At 66.6% G+C, this 16,552-nt stretch carries 14 protein-coding genes; 5 read left to right on the top strand and 9 right to left on the bottom strand.

The window, feature by feature from the left end:
• Positions 1-10: 10 nt before the first annotated feature.
• A complete protein-coding gene (locus QPR87_RS11300) occupies positions 11-1,165 on the bottom strand; it encodes a DUF6456 domain-containing protein (protein ID WP_285049626.1) in 1,155 nt (384 codons plus the stop codon).
• 211 nt (positions 1,166-1,376) lie between these two features.
• On the opposite strand from QPR87_RS11300, the gene QPR87_RS11295 reads away from it, so the two are divergent.
• Entirely contained in the window at positions 1,377-1,709 is a 333-nt protein-coding gene (locus tag QPR87_RS11295; RefSeq protein ID WP_285049625.1) for a DUF6477 family protein, read from the top strand.
• Here QPR87_RS11295 and QPR87_RS11290 read toward each other — a convergent pair.
• On the bottom strand, positions 1,696-3,270 hold the full coding sequence (locus QPR87_RS11290; RefSeq protein WP_285049624.1) for a helicase HerA-like domain-containing protein: 1,575 nt from the start codon (positions 3,268-3,270) through the stop codon (positions 1,696-1,698). The two genes, QPR87_RS11295 and QPR87_RS11290, sit on opposite strands and share 14 nt — an antisense overlap.
• Before the next feature lie 485 nt (positions 3,271-3,755).
• Here QPR87_RS11290 and QPR87_RS11285 point away from each other — a divergent pair, with 485 nt between their 5' ends.
• Positions 3,756-4,505, top strand: coding sequence for an invasion associated locus B family protein (locus QPR87_RS11285; RefSeq protein ID WP_285049623.1), 750 nt, complete (start codon positions 3,756-3,758; stop codon positions 4,503-4,505).
• A 74-nt stretch (positions 4,506-4,579) separates the two neighbouring features.
• Here QPR87_RS11285 and QPR87_RS11280 read toward each other — a convergent pair whose 3' ends face one another.
• The 7 genes from QPR87_RS11280 to QPR87_RS11250 all read right to left on the bottom strand — a co-directional run bounded on the left by QPR87_RS11280 (position 4,580) and on the right by QPR87_RS11250 (position 13,978).
• Positions 4,580-6,124, bottom strand: a complete 1,545-nt coding sequence (locus QPR87_RS11280) for a DegQ family serine endoprotease (protein ID WP_074810343.1) — start codon at positions 6,122-6,124, stop codon at positions 4,580-4,582.
• A 213-nt stretch (positions 6,125-6,337) separates the two neighbouring features.
• Positions 6,338-6,589: a hypothetical protein gene (locus QPR87_RS11275; protein WP_011747702.1), complete on the bottom strand. Its 252-nt coding sequence runs from the start codon at positions 6,587-6,589 to the stop codon at positions 6,338-6,340.
• A gap of 73 nt (positions 6,590-6,662) precedes the next feature.
• Complete coding sequence (locus QPR87_RS11270) at positions 6,663-10,280, bottom strand: vitamin B12-dependent ribonucleotide reductase (protein ID WP_285049622.1); 3,618 nt, start codon at positions 10,278-10,280, stop codon at positions 6,663-6,665.
• 395 nt (positions 10,281-10,675) lie between these two features.
• Entirely contained in the window at positions 10,676-11,260 is a 585-nt protein-coding gene (locus QPR87_RS11265; RefSeq protein ID WP_285049621.1) for a 5-formyltetrahydrofolate cyclo-ligase, read from the bottom strand.
• A complete protein-coding gene (gene mgtE / locus QPR87_RS11260) occupies positions 11,245-12,630 on the bottom strand; it encodes a magnesium transporter (RefSeq protein WP_230998938.1) in 1,386 nt (461 codons plus the stop codon). The genes QPR87_RS11265 and mgtE overlap by 16 nt, the downstream gene beginning before the upstream one ends.
• A 92-nt stretch (positions 12,631-12,722) precedes the next feature.
• Positions 12,723-13,538 (bottom strand): inositol monophosphatase family protein, encoded by an 816-nt coding sequence (locus QPR87_RS11255; RefSeq protein ID WP_011747706.1) that lies wholly within the window; start codon positions 13,536-13,538, stop codon positions 12,723-12,725.
• An 80-nt stretch (positions 13,539-13,618) separates the two neighbouring features.
• On the bottom strand, positions 13,619-13,978 hold the full coding sequence (locus QPR87_RS11250) for a helix-turn-helix domain-containing protein (RefSeq protein ID WP_285049620.1): 360 nt from the start codon (positions 13,976-13,978) through the stop codon (positions 13,619-13,621).
• A gap of 178 nt (positions 13,979-14,156) precedes the next feature.
• Here QPR87_RS11250 and QPR87_RS11245 point away from each other — a divergent pair, with 178 nt between their 5' ends.
• The 3 genes from QPR87_RS11245 (at position 14,157) to QPR87_RS11235 (ending at position 16,529) form a co-directional block, all read left to right on the top strand.
• Positions 14,157-15,125: an NADPH:quinone oxidoreductase family protein gene (locus QPR87_RS11245; RefSeq protein ID WP_502921610.1), complete on the top strand. Its 969-nt coding sequence runs from the start codon at positions 14,157-14,159 to the stop codon at positions 15,123-15,125.
• 122 nt (positions 15,126-15,247) lie between these two features.
• The gene (locus QPR87_RS11240) at positions 15,248-16,018 is read left to right on the top strand and encodes a Bax inhibitor-1/YccA family protein (RefSeq protein ID WP_011747709.1); all 771 of its coding nucleotides are present in this window, start codon (positions 15,248-15,250) and stop codon (positions 16,016-16,018) included.
• Positions 16,019-16,286: 268 nt separating this feature from the next.
• A complete protein-coding gene (locus QPR87_RS11235; protein WP_230998936.1) occupies positions 16,287-16,529 on the top strand; it encodes a BolA/IbaG family iron-sulfur metabolism protein in 243 nt (80 codons plus the stop codon).
• Positions 16,530-16,552 lie beyond the last annotated feature (23 nt).

The raw sequence follows: 16,552 nt of genomic DNA, 5'->3' as shown, positions 1-16,552 counted from the left end.
GACCGGGGCGTTACCCGATCAGCGGCGCGCCCGAGCCATAGGTCTCGCGGTAATGGCGCTCCAGCCGCATCAGGCCAAGGCGCAGCACGATCTTGCCCGAGCGGGCCGACCAGCCCAGCCGCCGCTCGGTCATCTCGATGCCTTCCAGAAAGCAGCAGACCCGCAGGCACAGGTCGCCCATGCCGGGGCCCAGTTCGCGCAGCGCGGCGGCGACGCGATTGCGCGCGCCTTCGGAACCGCCGCCATGGCCGGCGGACATGCGCGAGACATCGATCCCGGCGGTCAGGAAACGGTCCCAGTTCTGCGCGATGCGCGGACCCATCTGCGCCAGTTCGAAATCCTCGCGCAGACGCTCGCCGGCCGCGACCAGTTCCGGCGCAAGAAAGGGCTGCCCATCCGGCTCGCGCCGCCGCGCCAGCATCAGCAGCGGGCTTTCGGCGATATTGACCCGGGCGCGGCGACGGCGGCCGTCCTCGGGGTCGGCGATCTCGCGTTCATCCCATTGCCGATGCCGGTCGGCATGATCGAAGGCGGTCGCCTCGACCGGGGCGGCAAGGGCGAAATCCTCGCCCTGCGGCAAGGCGCTGCCGCGCCGGGCGGCCAGCATCGCCCGCAGCGCCTCGCGCCCTTGGGCCGAGATCGCATAGCGGCTGACCCTGCCCTGCCCCAAAAGCTGCACCCAGGCGCGGATCGCCATATGCTCGGCCAATTCGCGGTCCAGGATCGCGGTGCGGATGTCGTCACGCACGACGATGGCCTTGTCCATGCCGTCGGCCACGACCAACTGGGCGCCCGGCTCGGCCAGTCGGCGCAGGATGCGGCCGATCTGCTTCATGCCCGTCCGCCCCGGCGAGGCCGGGCCGGCACCCCTGCCCTTTTCCGCCGCCCGCTCGACCGCGCGATCGACCAGCGGATCGTCGCGGCGCGTCTCGAAGCGGCGGATGCGGCGCAGGATCGTCGAGGCATGGCAGCCCGTCTCGCGCGCCAGCGAGCGGATCGTTTCCCCGCCCTCGACATGGCGCAGGTAAAGCTTGAGATTGCTGTCCTCGGCCCGTTGGACGGGCGAGGGTTCGGGCGGATCGCAGTCCGAGGACTCGGTGCCGGCCAGCGGGCCGGCAATCAGGGCGTCCGGGGCGAACTCTCCCGTCAAAATCGTCATGGTCATTCCTTCGCTTCCTGCGAGGCGAGTGGGCGAACTCGCCTATGGGTTGTCCGTCGCTCCTGTCCGGCGAACCGGGATCAGGTCGAGATGTGGCAATATTTGCTAAGATTTCCTAAAGATTCCTTGCCGCTGCGTGCGCAGGTCAGGCTCGGCGCGCAACACACGTTCAGGTTGTGAATAATTTTTCCGGATTCGACCGGCAGAGGAAATCGCCATGACGATGATGGAGAATGTGATCGCGTTTCAACCGCGCCTCGGCCAGCCGCAACTGAGCCGTCCGCGCCTTCTGGTGCGTGCGGCCCGGGCGGGGCTGGCGGGTTGGAGCCGGCGGCGCGATCTGCGCCGGGTGTTGAAATGCGATGCGCCGCCGCCGGCCGGCATGGCGCTGGCGCGGCTGCTCGCCGAGGAAGAGCGACTCGACCTGTGCCGACGCCAAGGCATGGCCGGCTACGACATGCACCGCCACATCATGCTGCTGATTGCGATCCTGGCCGAGACGGCCGAGGCCGCGCCCCGGCCGGTCCTCAAGCCGGTCACTTGCCTCTGAACAGCGAACCCAGCACGCCGCGCACCAGTGCCTGCCCGCTCTTGGTGCCCAGTTGCCGTGCCAGGCTCTTGCCGAAGGTCACGGCGATCGAATCGCTGTTCGAGCGGCGTGCGCGCGGCTTGGGCTCGGCCGGAACCCGCGCGCCGGGGTCATAGCGCCGCGCACGGGTATATTCGCGATCCATTTTCCACAGATCGTCATCCGCGCCCTTTGCCCCTGCCCCGGCGCTGTCCGCGGCGGCAGCCTCGGCGCGCTTCGCCAGGATCTCGGCCGCCGATTCCCGGTCCAGCGCCTGGCCGTATTTCAGCGCCATCGGCGAGGCGGCATTGATCGCCGCGCGCTCGGCATCGGGGATCGGGCCAAGCCGCGACAGCGGCGGGCGAATCAGCGTGCGCTGCACGACGCCCGGCACCCCCTTGGCCTCCAGAAGCGAGGTTACCGCCTCGCCGGTGCCGACCGCCTGGATCGCCTCGGCCGTGTCGAAATCCGGGTTCGGGCGATAGTTCTGCGCCGCCAGCCGCAACGCCTTCTGGTCCTTGGCGGTAAAGGCGCGCAGCGCGTGCTGGACGCGATTGCCCAGCTGCCCCAGCACCGATTCCGGCAAGTCGGCCGGGTTCTGGCTGATGAACCAAAGACTTACGCCCTTGGAACGGATCAGCCGCGCCACCTGCTCGATCTTGTCCACCAGCGCCGGCGGCGCGTCGTCAAAGAGCAGATGCGCCTCGTCGAAGAAGAAGGCGATGCGGGGCTTGTCGGGGTCGCCCACCTCGGGCAGTTGCTCGAAAAGTTCCGACATCAGCCATAAAAGGAAAGTGGCATAGAGCCGCGGCGCATTCATCAGCTTCTCGGCCGACAGGATGTTCACCATGCCCTTGCCCGAGGCATCCAGCCGCATCATGTCCGCCAGTTCCAGCGCCGGCTCTCCGAACAGCCGGTTGCCGCCCTCGTTCTCCAGCACCATCAGCGCGCGCTGGATGGCGCCCACCGAGGCGGTCGAGACATTGCCGTATTTCAGCGACAGTTCCTTGGCGTTCTGGCCGACCCAGACCAGCATGGCCTGCAAGTCCTTCATGTCCAGCAGCGCCAGCCCCTGCTCGTCGGCGACGCGGAAGGCGATGTTCATCACGCCTTCCTGCGCATCGGTCAGCCCCAGCAGCCGCGACAGAAGCAGCGGCCCCATCTCGGCCGGCGTGGTGCGGACCGGATGGCCGCGCTCGCCCCAGATATCCCAGAAGGTGACGGGGAAATCCTGATAGTCCAGCGCCATGCCGATGGTTTCGCCACGCTTCTGGAAAGCGTCATGCAGCTTGCCGTTCGGATCGCCGGGCCTGGCGATCCCGGCCAGGTCGCCCTTCACATCGGCCATGAAGACCGGCACGCCGGCGCGCGAAAACGATTCGGCCAGCGTTTGCAACGTCACCGTCTTGCCGGTCCCGGTCGCGCCGGCGATCAGCCCGTGGCGATTGGCATATTTCAGCAATAGCACCTGCGGCAACGCGTAATCCGCCCCACCGCCACCGACGAAGACCGTTCCGGCGTCCAGATCGACGATACCTGTCATGTTTCCTCCACGGATCGGCAAAAAAGCGCAAGGCTAGGACGAAAGGACAATACAACCGCAAGGAATTTGTGCCAGTCTGTTCCTTGCCGGACCCCGCATCGGCGGATGGCCGGCTTCCTCCCTGTTGGACTGCCGCGCCTTCGGGCGCGGCATTTTTTCGCTCACGGTGCCTGCCGTCCGGGCAATTCCCGGACTGGTCGCGCCGATGTCATATTTGACCTTTAGGACAGTTGACGGCTTCGCCCGCTGCATCTAGCCTTCGGCGCAATGATGACCGGCCAGTCCGGCAGGGAAGGTAGACATGGGGATCCGGGGCAGCGTTCTTGCGCCCCGGATCCTTGCATTTCCGGCCGGGGCTGTCCCGTCTGGAACATATCCCGCATGATTGCCAACGCAAAGGTGACGTCGCGCAGTGCGATCCGCCCTGACAAGGCGCGACGCCCATGTTAGGACCGGGGCCGATGCATGGACCAAAGGAAGAGAACATGGTCAACAGGACATCCGCGGCACTGGTTGCCGCCCTCTTTGCGCTGGCGGGCACGACCTCCGGCGTGATGGCGCAAGACGCAAGTACCGAGACTCCGGCCCAGCCCGCTGCCGAGGCCCCCGCGGCCGAAGCGCCCGCAACCGAAGCACCTGCCGCCGAGCCGGCCGCCGAAGCGCCCGCTGCCGAGGCGCCTGCCGGCGAAGCCGCACCCGAGGCGCAGGCCGCCGAGAGCGACGAGCCGCAGGTCGGCCAGCCCTATGCCAGATCGACCCATGGCGACTGGACGTTGCGCTGCATGAAGACCGAGGACGGCAAGGACCCCTGCGAGCTCTACCAGCTGCTCAGGGACGACAAGAATTCCCCGGTGGCCGAGGCTTCGGTCATCCCGATGACCGGCAACGTGCAGGCCGTGATCACCTTTATCGCGCCGCTCGAGACCGATCTTCAGGCCGGGCTTGGCCTTCAGGTCGATTCGGGCAAGGAATCGCGCTATCCCTTCCTGCTTTGCGCCCAGGTCGGCTGCGTGTCGCGCATCGGCATGGCCGAGTCCGATCTTGGCCCGCTGAAGCGCGGCAAGGCTGCCACCCTCTCGCTGCTGCCCTTCGGCGCGCCGCAGGAACAGATGGTCAAGCTGCCGCTGTCGCTGAGCGGCTTCACCGCCGGCATGAACGCGCTGGTCGAGGCGAACAAGGATCTCGCCGCCGCGCCGGCTCCGGCCGCCGCTCCTGCCGAAGCGCCCCAGCAATAAGCAAGATGAAAAAGGGGCGCCCAAGGCGCCCCGAGAGGATCGGGCCGGGTCATCCCCGGCCCTTTTTCATGCGCTCATCCCACCGGCAGGGCGACAAAGCGCGGCTCGCCCGCGCGGCGCACCATGACCAGGATGGACTTGCGCCCGGCCTCGCGCGCCTCCTTGATGCGCCCCTCCAGATCGGCCAGCGTCGCGACCGGCTGCTGGCCCGCCTCGGTGATGACATCGCCCGCGACCAACCCCTTGTCGGCGGCCGCGCCGCTTGGGTCGACCGATTGCACGACCAGCCCCTGCATGTCGCGCGAAACCCCCAGCTCGGCGGCGATTTCCGGCGTCAGCGGCGCCAGCGTCATGCCCATCACGTCGCTCGCGGTTTCCTCGGCGCTGCTGACCTTGCCGCTGCCGGTGCCCTCGGCCAGCTCGCGCCGACCCAGCGTCACCTGCAGCTCGACCGGCTCGCCCTCGCGCTGGACCACGACCGCGACCGCCTCGCCCACCGGGGCGTCGGCCACGCGGCGCACCAGATCGCGCGGATCCTTGACCTCGCCGCCGTCGAAACTGGTGATGACGTCGCCGGCCTTCATCCCGGCATCGGCGGCCGGCCCGGCGGGCACGTCGGTGACCATGGCCCCCTTGGCCTCGGACAGGCCCAGCGATTCGGCGATGTCGTCGGTCACCGGCTGGATCTTGACGCCCAGCCAGCCGCGCCGGGTCTCGCCGAACTCCTCAAGCTGCTCGACCACCTTGCTGACCACGTTCGAGGCCATCGAGAAGCCGATGCCGATCGAGCCGCCATTGGGCGACAGGATCGCGGTGTTCACCCCGATCACCTCGCCATCCAGGTTGAAGAGCGGCCCGCCCGAGTTGCCCCGGTTGATCGCCGCGTCGGTCTGGATGAAATCGTCATAAGTCCCCGAAAGTGCGCGATTGCGCGCCGAGACGATGCCGGTCGAGGCCGAGAAGCCCTGCCCCAGCGGGTTGCCGAGCGCCAGCACCCAGTCGCCCACCCGCGCCCTGTCGCTGTCGCCGAACTTGACGAAGGGCAAGGGATCGTCGCTTTCGACCTTGAGCACGGCGACGTCGGTCTTGTCGTCCTTGCCGATCACCTGGGCAGGCAGTCGTTTTCCCGAAAAGAACTCGACCTCGATCTCGTCGGCGCCGTCGATGACATGGTTGTTGGTCACGATCAGCCCGTCGGGCGAGATGACGAAGCCCGAACCCAGCGCGTTCGAGCGTTGCTCGCGCTGCGGCCCGCGCTGGAAGGGATTGCCCTCGCCCGGCGGGAAGCCCGGAAAGCCGAATTCGCGGAACAGGTCGCTGAACGGGCTGCCCTCGGGCAGTTGCGGCCCGCGCGCCAGGGGCGTCGAAACGGTCGAGGTGGTGGTGATGTTGACGACCGCCGGGCTGACCTTTTCGACCAGGTCGGCAAAGCTTTCCGGCATCACCTGTTGCTGGCGCGCCTGGCTGTCGGGTGCGGTCAGCGGCTCGTTGCTGTTTGCGGCTTCCTGTGCGGCCTCTGCGCCGGGCGTCGCCGGCTCCTGCGCGAAGGCCGGCGTCAGCGCCATGAGCAAGGCAAGGCTGGACGCAGTCAGGAAATGGCGGGAAGAGGGTCTGTTCATCTGGATTGTCTCCTTCCATGCCGGGGCGGCGCTACCCGGTCTCCTGGCAATATGCTCATGTTCAAGGGGATTTTCGAGCCCGTTGCAAATGAACCACGCTCGCAAAGAATGAACTGATCGTGACTTGCAGGCAATGCCGGGCGTAAGTGCCGGAGCATAAAAAAGTTCCGCGGCCCAAGGGACGCGGAACAGGTTTCATCGCAGCGATGATCTTCAGTTCAGCCGCGGCGCCTCGCCCGCGCAAAGCAGCGTGACCAGGGTCGAGGCGCCGCGCATCTCGATGCCCGCCACATCCATCGGCCGGCGGTCCATGCCGCCGCCCAGCATCTCGACCCGGCCGCCGCCCTGAAAGGCTTCGTCCAGAAGCGGCAGGACCGCATCGCCCCGCAACTCGGCCTCGACCCCGCCGGGAATCGGATGGATGGCGGCGGGGGTGATGCGCCTGGTGCCGACGATCAGTTCCATGTCTTGCCCCTGTTCGTTTCGGAAAGGTCCGGCCGCGCGCTGCGCCCGGACCCGGCCCGGACCTGGATCGCCCTCAGCTGCAACCGCTGGTCGCGCCGCAGGTGTTGCACTTCATGCAGGTGCCGTTGCGGACCAGCGTATAGTTGCCGCATTCGCCGCAGGGATCGCCCTCATAGCCCTGCATCCGGGCCTTGGCGCGCGCGTCCATGGTCACGACCCCCACCGCCGCCGCGCCTTCGGCGGTCGAGACCGCCGCGACCGAGACGCCGGCCTGAAGCGCCACCAGATCCTGCGGCAGCCGCTTGCGCAGATAGCCGGTCGAACTGATCTGCTTGAGCATCTCCAGCGAACGCGAGGCGCCCTCGCTGACCGGCGCGACATTGGGCTGGCTCTCGGCCTCGCCGCCGCCCAGGTCGTCGAAACGCGCGCCCTGCGGCTTCACATGCGCCAGATCCGTGCGGTCCAGATAGGAGACCGCCAGTTCGCGGAACACGTAGTCCAGGATCGAGGTCGCGTTCTTGATGCTGTCATTGCCCTGCACCATGCCCGCCGGCTCGAAGCGGGTGAAGGTGAAGGCGTCGACGAATTCCTCCAGCGGCACGCCATATTGCAGGCCCACCGACACGGCGATGGCGAAATTGTTCATCATCGCCCGGAAGCCCGCGCCTTCCTTGTGCATGTCGATGAAGATCTCGCCCAGCTTGCCGTCGTCGTATTCGCCGGTGCGAAGATAGACCTTGTGCCCGCCGATCACCGCCTTCTGGGTATAGCCCTTGCGGCGCTGCGGCAGCTTTTCGCGATGGTTGCGCACCGCCTCCTTGACGATGATCCGCTCGACGATCTTCTCGGCCAGGACCGTGGCCTTTTCCTGCGCGCTGCCGGTGGCCAGGATCTCTTCGGCTTCCTCGTCGTCCTCGACCAGCGCCGAGGCCAGCGGCTGCGACAGTTTCGAGCCGTCGCGGTAAAGCGCATTGGCCTTGATGCCCAGCGACCAGCTCAGCTCATAGGCGGCCAGCGCGTCGGCGATGGAGGCCGAGTTGGGCATGTTGATGGTCTTGGAGATCGCGCCCGAGATGAAGCTCTGCGCCGCCGCCATCATGCGGATATGGCTTTCCACCGACAGATAGCGCGTGCCCTTCTTGCCGCAGGCATTGGCGCAGTCGAAGACCGAATAGTGCTCGGGCTTCAGATGCGGCGCGCCCTCCAGCGTCATGGTGCCGCAGACATGGTCGTTCGCCGCATCGATCTGCGCCCGGGTAAAGCCCAGGTGCCGCAGCAGGTCGAAGGTCGGGTCGTTCAGCCTTTCCGCCGGGATGCCCAGCGTTTCGCGGCAGAAGGCTTCGCCCAGCGTCCACTGGTTGAAGACGAAGCGGATGTCGAAGGCCGAGGCCAGCGCCGCATCGACCTTTTCCAGCTCGCGCGGGCCGAAGCCGTGGCCGATCAGGCTGGCATGGTTGATGTCCGGGCAGTTGCCAAGGCTGGCATGACCCACCGCATAGGCAATGATTTCCTCGATCTGGGCCGAGCCGTAGCCCAGCGTCTCCAGCGCCGCGGGGACCGAGCGGTTGATGATCTTGAAATAGCCGCCGCCGGCCAGCTTCTTGAACTTCACCAGCGCGAAATCGGGCTCGATGCCGGTGGTGTCGCAATCCATCACCAGCCCGATGGTGCCGGTCGGTGCGATCACCGTGGCCTGGGCGTTGCGATAACCATGCGCCTCGCCCAGCGTCAGCGCCTCGTCCCAGGCGCCCTGCGCCAGCGCCACAAGGCGCGGATCGGGGCAGTTCGCGGTATCCAGCTCCACCGGGCGCACGTTCACGCCCTCATAGGCGCCTGTGCCATAGGCGGCCGCGCGGTGGTTGCGGATCACCCGCAGCATGTGCTGGGCGTTCTTGCCATAGCCGGGGAACGGCCCCAGCTCCGCCGCCATCTCGGCCGAGGTGGCATAGCTCACCCCGGTCATGACCGCAGTCAGCGCACCGCAAAGCGCCCTGCCCTCGTCGCTGTCATAGCCAAGGCCCATGTTCATCAAGAGCCCGCCGATATTGGCATAGCCCAGGCCCAGGGTGCGGAAATCATAACTGCGCTGCGCGATCTCCCTGCTGGGGAACTGCGCCATCATGACCGAGATTTCCAGCGTGACTGTCCACAGCCGGCTGGCATGCACATAGCCGTCGGCGTCGAATTCCTTGCCGCTCCAGAAGCTCAGCAGGTTCATCGAGGCCAGGTTGCAGGCCGTATCGTCCAGGAACATGTATTCGCTGCACGGGTTCGAGGCGCGGATCGCCCCGTCCTCGGGACAGGTATGCCAGGCGTTGACGGTGTCGTGGAACTGGATGCCCGGATCGGCGCAGGCCCAGGCGGCATGGCCGATCTGGTCCCATAGCTCGCGCGCCGAGACGGTCTTGGCCACCTTGCCGTCGGTGCGCCGGACCAGTTCCCAGGGCAGGTCGTCGCGCACGGCCCGCAGGAAGGCATCCGTCACCCGCACCGAGTTGTTGGAGTTCTGGCCCGAGACCGAGACATAGGCTTCCGAGTCCCAATCGGTATCGTAGGTCGGGAATTCAATCGAATCAAAGCCCTGCCGGGCATATTGCAGAACCCGGTTGATATAGGTCTCCGGGATCATCACGCGTTTTGCCGAACGGATGGCCGATTTCAGCACAGCATTCTTCGCCGGATCGGTGGCATCCTCGACGCTGCCGTCCCATTCGCGGATGGCGGCAAAGATGGCATTCAGCTCGCGCTCATGCATCTTCGAGCCCGCCACCAGCGAGGCGACCTTCTGCTCTTCTATGACCTTCCAGTTGATGAACTGCTCGATGTCGGGGTGATCCATGTCGCAGATCACCATCTTTGCCGCGCGCCGGGTCGTTCCGCCCGACTTGATCGCGCCGGCTGCGCGGTCTCCGATCTTCAGGAAGCCCATGAGCCCCGAAGATTTCCCGCCGCCCGACAGTTTCTCGCCCTCCCCTCGCAGGGACGAAAAATTGGTGCCCGTGCCCGAGCCGTATTTGAACAGCCGCGCCTCGCGGACCCACAGGTCCATGATGCCGCCCTCGTTCACCAGGTCGTCGGCGACGGACTGGATGAAGCAGGCATGGGGCTGGGGATGCTCATAGGCGCTGTCCGACCGGACCAGCTTGCCCGTCTTGTAATCGACATAGAAATGGCCCTGGCCGGGGCCGTCGATGCCATAGGCCCAATGCAGGCCGGTGTTGAACCATTGCGGGCTGTTCGGCGCACCCATCTGCGCCGCCAGCATATGGCGCATCTCGTCGTAATAGGCGCGGGCGTCGTCCTCGCTGGAAAAATACCCGCCCTTCCAGCCCCAATAGGCCCAGGCACCGGCCATCCTGTCAAAGACCTGGCGGGCGCTGGTCTCGCCGCCGAAGCGCGCCTCCTGGGGCAGTTTCGCCAGCGCCTCCTCGTCGGGGACCGAGCGCCACAGGAATTCCGGCACGCCCTTTTCCTTGACGCGCTTCAGACGCGCCGGCACGCCGGCCTTGCGAAAGTATTTCTGGGCGATCACGTCCGAGGCGACCTGGCTCCAGCCCTGCGGCACCTCGACCGAATCGTTGCGAAACACGACGGTGCCGTCCGGGTTGCGGATCTCGCTGGTGGTGGTGGTAAAGGAAAGCGCGCCGTAAGCCCCGCTCTCGGCCGTGGTGAAGCGCCGTTCGATCCGCATGCCTTGACTGTCCCCTTCATCCGTCCGGGCCGCGCGCCGCTCCGCCGCCGCACCGCAAAATGCGGTCCCGGCAACCGGATGGTCCGGCACCCCGAAAGCCATTTTTCTGATCTCTGCCGTTTGCCGCCTGACCGGATCGGATGTCGAGAGGGACACAAGATCTGGTGGCGTCGTCGGCCTGAGCCACAAATTGACCCGAGACATGCCGCATTTCAATCAAAATTTTTACTGGACACCGGCACCGTTTCCGGCCCCCTGACGGTGCATCAGATTCGCTGCAACTGCATTGTTAACAAGTGGCAAATTCCGGCGGGAGGTGAAAATCCAAGCGATCTGCTAGGGTTCTTCGCAGCCGCTCACCTATTTTCCACAGGCTTATCCCCAGCAGGCAGGCATCAGGGTTGCAATTTCGTTCCCATATTCGCGCCCTGGGTTTTTTCCGGCTGCGGCATGATGACACCCCGGTCGGTGACGATCAGGTCCAGCGGCTGGTCGGTCGCCTCGGCCGGAATGGCGCGAATCTCCTGCACGGCATAGGCCAGCCCGATCGCCGCGACCGGCCGCAGGGCACGCAGGCCGGCCAGGGTCCGGTCGTAGAAGCCGCCGCCATAGCCCAGCCGGTGGCCCGCGCGGTCGAACCCGGCCAGCGGCACGATCAGCACCTCGGGGACCAGCACCGGCGAATCGGCCGGGGGATGGCTGGTGCCGAAGCGGCCGGGCTCCAGCCGGCCGTCATAGGCCCGGAACTCCAGCGGCCGCGCCGGACCCGTCACCACCGGCAGGCAGACCGGCCCCTCATGCGCCGCCATGGCCGGGCGCGGATCGGCCTCGCCCCGCATCGGCCAATAGCCGGCCAGCACCTTGCCGCGATGGGGCGCCAGCGCCGCGATCAGATGGCGCGTCAGCGCGGCGTCGTCGCCGCCCTGCGCGCGTGCGGACAGTGCCGCCTGGCGCAGCCCGCCCTTCACACCAGCACCCATGACGCCAGCCCCAGGAAGGCGAAAAATCCCATCATGTCGGTCATGGTGGTCACGAACGTCCCCGAGGCCAGTGCCGGATCGAGGCCAAGCTTGCTCAGCCCCAGCGGGACCAGCACGCCCCCCATCGCCGCGACGACCTGATTGGCGATCATCGCCATGCCCAGCACCAGCCCGATCTGCAGGCTGCCCAGAATGATCGCGCCGGCCAATGTCAGGATCAGGGCCAGGCCGACGCCGTTCAGCAGCCCCGCAAACAGTTCGCGCAGGATCACGCGGCGGGCATTGGCGCTGGTCAGCTCGCGCGTGGCAAGCGCCCGCACCGCCACGGCCAGCGATTGCGTCCCCGCGATCCCGCCGGTCGAGGCCACGATGGGCATCAGCGCCGCCAGGATGACAAGCTGCGCCAGCGTCGATTCGAAGCGCGAGATCACCAGTGCGGAAAGCGAGGCGGTGCAAAGGTTGATCACCAGCCACGGCAGGCGCTGGCGGGCCGTCTGGAAGGGGCCGTCCGAAACGTGGCTCTCGTCCGAGACGCGGGCCATGCGCAGAAAGTCCTCCTCGTGCTCCTCGTCCAGCACGGACATGGCGTCGTCGATGGTGATGACGCCCACCAGCCTGTCGTCGTCGTCCACCACCGGGGCCGAAATCAGGTGATACTTGTTGAAGGCATAGGCCACGTCGCCCTCGTCCTGCCGGGCCGAGATGGTGCGAAAGCTGTCCTCGGTGATGTCGCGCAGCAGCACGTCGCGGCGCGAGGCCAGCAGCTTGCCCAGCGTGACATAGCCGGTGGGGTGACGACGCGGATCGACCAGCACGACATGATAGAACTGGTCGGGCAGCCATTCCTCGCCGCGCAGGAAGTCGATGGTCTCGCCCACGCTCCAGTGCCCGGGCGCGGTGACGACCTCGGACTGCATGAGGCGGCCGGCCGAATATTCGGGCCAGGTCAGCGAGCGTTCGACCGCGGCGCGGTCGGATTCGTCCAGCGCCGCCAGGATCGCCTGCTGCTCGGGCGCCTCCATGTCCTCGATCAGGTCGACGACGTCGTCGCTGTCCATCTCGCGGACGGCCTCGGTCAGCACCTCGTGCGGCAACTGCTCGATGACCTCGTCGCGGATGGATTCGTCGATCTCGGACAGGATCTCGCCGTCGATCTCGCCCGAATAGAGATTCAGGAATTCGCGCCGTCGCGGCGGCGTCAGCTGCTCGATCAGGTCGGCGATGTCGGCGGCATGCACCGGCTCGAGCAGCGCATCCAGCGTCGGCCCGTCGCCATCGTCGATGGCCTTGTTGATCGCATCGAGATCCTGCCGGCTCAGCTGGAAATCGGTTTCGGGGGCATCCGTCTCGGCTTCGCGCGGCTCGGTCATCGGCTGGCTCCTCGGGGTTCGGGTCTTGCGACGAGGATTGCGGTCTGGGCAAGTCGGTCGGAGAGGCACCATAAGGGGCCTGCCTCCGGGCCTCAATCGCCCTTCAGCAGGGCTAGCGCCTCGGCATGTAATTCATGTGACCCCGCGGCCAGGATCGTGCCGCCGCCATGCGCCGGCCCGCCCTGCCAGTCGGTCACCACGCCACCCGCCGCCTGCACCACGGCAATGGGCGCGACCACGTCATAGGGTTGCAGCCCGGCCTCGATCACCAGATCGACATGGCCCGCAGCCAGAAGCGCGTAGGCATAGCAGTCGAGCCCATAGCGCACCAGCCGCGCCCGCGCCGCGACGCGGGAAAAGGCGGCATGTTCGGCGGGGCTGCCGACCTCGGGATAGGTGGTCATCAGCGTCGCCTCTGCCAGCGCGACCCCCTGCCGCGCCCGCAGCGGGCTGGTCCCATGGCGCGAGATCAGCCGCGCGCGGCCCAGCCCGCCCTCGAAGCGCTCGTCCAGATGCGGCTGATCGACGATGCCATAGACCGGGCCTTGAGCGTCGCTGAGCCCGATCAGCACGCCCCAGCTTGGCGCCCCGGCCATGAAAGCGCGGGTGCCGTCGATCGGATCAAGAACCCAGGTCAGGCCGCTTTGTCCGTCCCGGCTGCCGTATTCCTCGCCCAGGATGCCGTCCTCGGGGCATTCGACGGCCAGGATGGCACGCATGGCGCGTTCGCTGGCCCGATCGGCTTCGGTCACCGGATCGAACCCGGTGGCGGATTTGTTGTCGGGCCGCAGCGCCGGGCTTCGGAACAGGTTCAGCGTCTCGGTGCGGGCCGCATCGGCAAGGCGATGCGCCACGGCCACGATCCGCTCGGCCCCTTCGACAGGATTGGTCTTGTTCGCGCTTGTCATGACCTGCACCCCGGATATGCTTCGGGCGCAGGTTTAGCCGCAGTGTCCCGCAAGCGAAAGCCCCGGAACGGCGGCTGGTGTCAGGCCGCGTCCGACAGCACGCGGGCGAGTTCGAAGATCTGGCGCCGCTGCGCCTCGGGCATGGCGTAATAGGCGCGCACCAGTTGCAGTGCTTCCTTGTCGGCCAGGATGTCGCCCTCGACCGCGTTATGCACATGGCCGTCATCGAGCCCTTCGAAGAAGAAGCTGACCGGCACGTCCACGGCCTGCGCGATGTCCCAAAGCCGCGACGCCGAAACGCGGTTCATCCCGGTCTCGTATTTCTGGATTTGCTGGAACTTGATCCCGACCTTTTCGGCAAGCTGCTGCTGCGTCATGCCGATCATCCATCGACGATGACGGATTCGCTTTCCGACATGGACATCCACGTTATGTTTCATGGTAACACCTCACTCAATCTAAACGGGCGCTACACCACATTACCGCGATTTTCGAGGTCGATAATGGCCACTTGTCCAAAAAGACAATCGCTCGCAAACACCGAATGTCTATGGCCGAACCCCCCGGAAACATGGAAGAAAGCGACCCAGGCAACATGGCGGCAGGATGGGAGGAATCATGCGGACGACGTGGAAAATGATGCAAATCAAGACAATGTCGGGCTCGCCTGTCGCGGGTGAGATGACGCTGGCCCCGCCCGGCCCGGGCGAGGTGCTGGTCGGCATGCGGGCGGCCGCGCTGAACTTCGCCGACCTGCTGATGACCGGGGGGCGCTATCAGGAGACGCCGCCCCTGCCCTTTGTCCCGGGCCTCGAAGGTGCGGGCGAGATCCTGGCCGCGGGCGAGGGCGTGCCCTTGGCGCCGGGCACCCGCGTCGTCGTGCAAAGCCAGGGCACCATGGCGCAGGCCAACCTGTTTCCCGCCGAATGCTGCCACCCGATTCCCGACGCGATGAGCTATGAAGAGGCGGCGGGCTTCCTGATCGCCTATGGCACCAGCCATTTCGCCCTGACCCTGCGTGCCGGACTGCGCGCGGGCGAGACCCTGGCCGTTCTGGGTGCTGCGGGCGGCGTCGGGCTGACGGCGGTCGAGATCGGCGCCGCCCTTGGCGCGCGCGTCATCGCGGTGGCGCGGGGCGACGACAAGCTTGCGGCGGCGCGGGCCGCGGGCGCCACGGATTGCATCGACAGCGGGACCTGCCCCGACCTGCGCGCCGCGCTGCGCGATCTGGGCGGCGTCGACGTGGTCTACGATCCCGTGGGCGACACGCCCGGCGAGGCGGCCTTCGGCGCCCTGCGCCCCGGCGGCCGCTTCCTGGTCATCGGCTTTGCCGGCGGCAAGCCCCCGGCCCTGCCCCTGAACCACGCCCTGGTCAAGAACATCGCCATCCACGGCTTCTATTGGGGCGGCTATCGCAAGCTCGATCCCGCATTGCTGGGACGGGACATCGCCGCGCTTTTCGCGCTTTACGAACAGGGCCGCCTGCGCCCGCATGTCGGCGCCACCTTGCCGCTGGAGCGGCTGGCCGAGGGTTACGAACTGCTCGAAACCCGGCGTTCGACCGGCAAGGTGATCATTAGCATCTGAAATTTTCGTCAGAGGGCGGCAAAACCGACGGTTGCGCATTGAAAAACCGGCGTCCTTTGCCAATATCTGCGTGGATGGTGGGCCATCCGGGCCGCACCGCGATTTTCGACCGGGGAGAACCTATGCAAGACTACAATTCGATCCGCACGGCCGGGACCGCGACGCGCTCGGCTGCCGTGGATGAGGGCCTGCGCGCCTATATGAACAAGGTCTATGGCCTGATGGCCGTGGGCATGCTGGTCACTGCCGGCGCCGCATGGGGCATGGCGGGGCTCGCGCTTTCCGACACGCCCACGCAATGGGCGCTCGGCAACGGCCATTACCTGACCGAGTTCGGCAAGACGCTGTATCTGTCGCCCTTGAAATGGGTGGTGATGTTTGCGCCGCTGGTCATGGTATTCGCCTTCGGCGCCGCGCTGAACCGGCTGTCGGTGCAGGGTGCGACGACGCTGTTCTATGCCTTCGCCGCGGTGATGGGCATCTCGATCAGCTGGATCTTCGCGGCCTATACCAGCTTCTCGATCATCCAGACCTTCCTGATCACCGCCATCGCCTTCTCGGGGCTGTCGCTTTACGGCTATACGACCAAGCGCGACCTGTCGGGGATGGGCACCTTCCTGATGATGGGGCTGATCGGCCTGATCGTCGCCATGATCGTGAACATCTTCCTGCAATCCAGCGCGATGCAGTTCGCCATCTCGGCGATCGGCGTGCTGATCTTTGCCGGCCTGACCGCCTATGACACGCAGAACATCAAGAACACCTATCTGCAACTGGCGAATTCCGACCGCGACTTCCTGGGCAAGGCCGCGATCATGGGTGCGTTGCAGCTTTACCTGGACTTCCTGAACCTGTTCATGTTCCTGCTGCAATTCCTCGGCAACCGCGAGTGATCGCGGAATAGCCAAACGGATCATGGGGCCGGGCATTCGCCCGGCCCTTTGCGTTCCGGCCGCCGGCCCGGGATGGCGCGCCGGCCACTCCCCACCGGCTGGCATCGGTTCCCGCACCATGCCGGGCCCCGCCGACGGTGTCCCTGGCGGCGGCCTGCGCGATCCGGCTGAGGCCGGTTTTCCCGGCCCGGCATCAATGCCCTGCCGGCCGATCTTGCGGCCCGCGCGGGCTTCCCCTACATCAGAGAGAACAAAGAAAGGATCCGCCATGGCGATGGAAGCCCAGGATATCGAAGCCCTGATCCGCGCTGCATTTCCGCAAGCCAAGATCACGATCACCGACCTTGCCGGAGACGGAAACCATTATGCGGCCGAGGTGATCGACGAAAGCTTCCGCGGCCAGAACCGCGTGCAGCAGCAGCGCGCCGTCTATGCCGCCCTGCAGGGCCATATGGACGGGCCGAACGGGGCGCTGCACGCGCTTGCGCTGACCACCAAGGCACCCGAGTAAGATCAACCGCAAGCGTCGCGTCG

Source organism: Paracoccus sp. SSJ, from assembly GCF_030234105.1.
GTDB lineage: Bacteria > Pseudomonadota > Alphaproteobacteria > Rhodobacterales > Rhodobacteraceae > Paracoccus > Paracoccus denitrificans.
Note: the sequence above shows the minus strand (reverse complement) of the source record. Positions and strands in the feature narration are given on the sequence as shown.

Coding starts and splice junctions, on each gene's coding strand:
- QPR87_RS11300 (WP_285049626.1), bottom strand. CDS start 1,165: ATGACCATGACGATTTTGACGGGAGAGTTCGCCCCGGACGCCCTGATT.
- QPR87_RS11295 (WP_285049625.1), top strand. CDS start 1,377: ATGACGATGATGGAGAATGTGATCGCGTTTCAACCGCGCCTCGGCCAG.
- QPR87_RS11290 (WP_285049624.1), bottom strand. CDS start 3,270: ATGACAGGTATCGTCGATCTGGACGCCGGAACGGTCTTCGTCGGTGGC.
- QPR87_RS11285 (WP_285049623.1), top strand. CDS start 3,756: ATGGTCAACAGGACATCCGCGGCACTGGTTGCCGCCCTCTTTGCGCTG.
- QPR87_RS11280 (WP_074810343.1), bottom strand. CDS start 6,124: ATGAACAGACCCTCTTCCCGCCATTTCCTGACTGCGTCCAGCCTTGCC.
- QPR87_RS11275 (WP_011747702.1), bottom strand. CDS start 6,589: ATGGAACTGATCGTCGGCACCAGGCGCATCACCCCCGCCGCCATCCAT.
- QPR87_RS11270 (WP_285049622.1), bottom strand. CDS start 10,280: ATGCGGATCGAACGGCGCTTCACCACGGCCGAGAGCGGGGCTTACGGC.
- QPR87_RS11265 (WP_285049621.1), bottom strand. CDS start 11,260: ATGGGTGCTGGTGTGAAGGGCGGGCTGCGCCAGGCGGCACTGTCCGCA.
- mgtE (WP_230998938.1), bottom strand. CDS start 12,630: ATGACCGAGCCGCGCGAAGCCGAGACGGATGCCCCCGAAACCGATTTC.
- QPR87_RS11255 (WP_011747706.1), bottom strand. CDS start 13,538: ATGACAAGCGCGAACAAGACCAATCCTGTCGAAGGGGCCGAGCGGATC.
- QPR87_RS11250 (WP_285049620.1), bottom strand. CDS start 13,978: ATGAAACATAACGTGGATGTCCATGTCGGAAAGCGAATCCGTCATCGT.
- QPR87_RS11245 (WP_502921610.1), top strand. CDS start 14,157: ATGCGGACGACGTGGAAAATGATGCAAATCAAGACAATGTCGGGCTCG.
- QPR87_RS11240 (WP_011747709.1), top strand. CDS start 15,248: ATGCAAGACTACAATTCGATCCGCACGGCCGGGACCGCGACGCGCTCG.
- QPR87_RS11235 (WP_230998936.1), top strand. CDS start 16,287: ATGGCGATGGAAGCCCAGGATATCGAAGCCCTGATCCGCGCTGCATTT.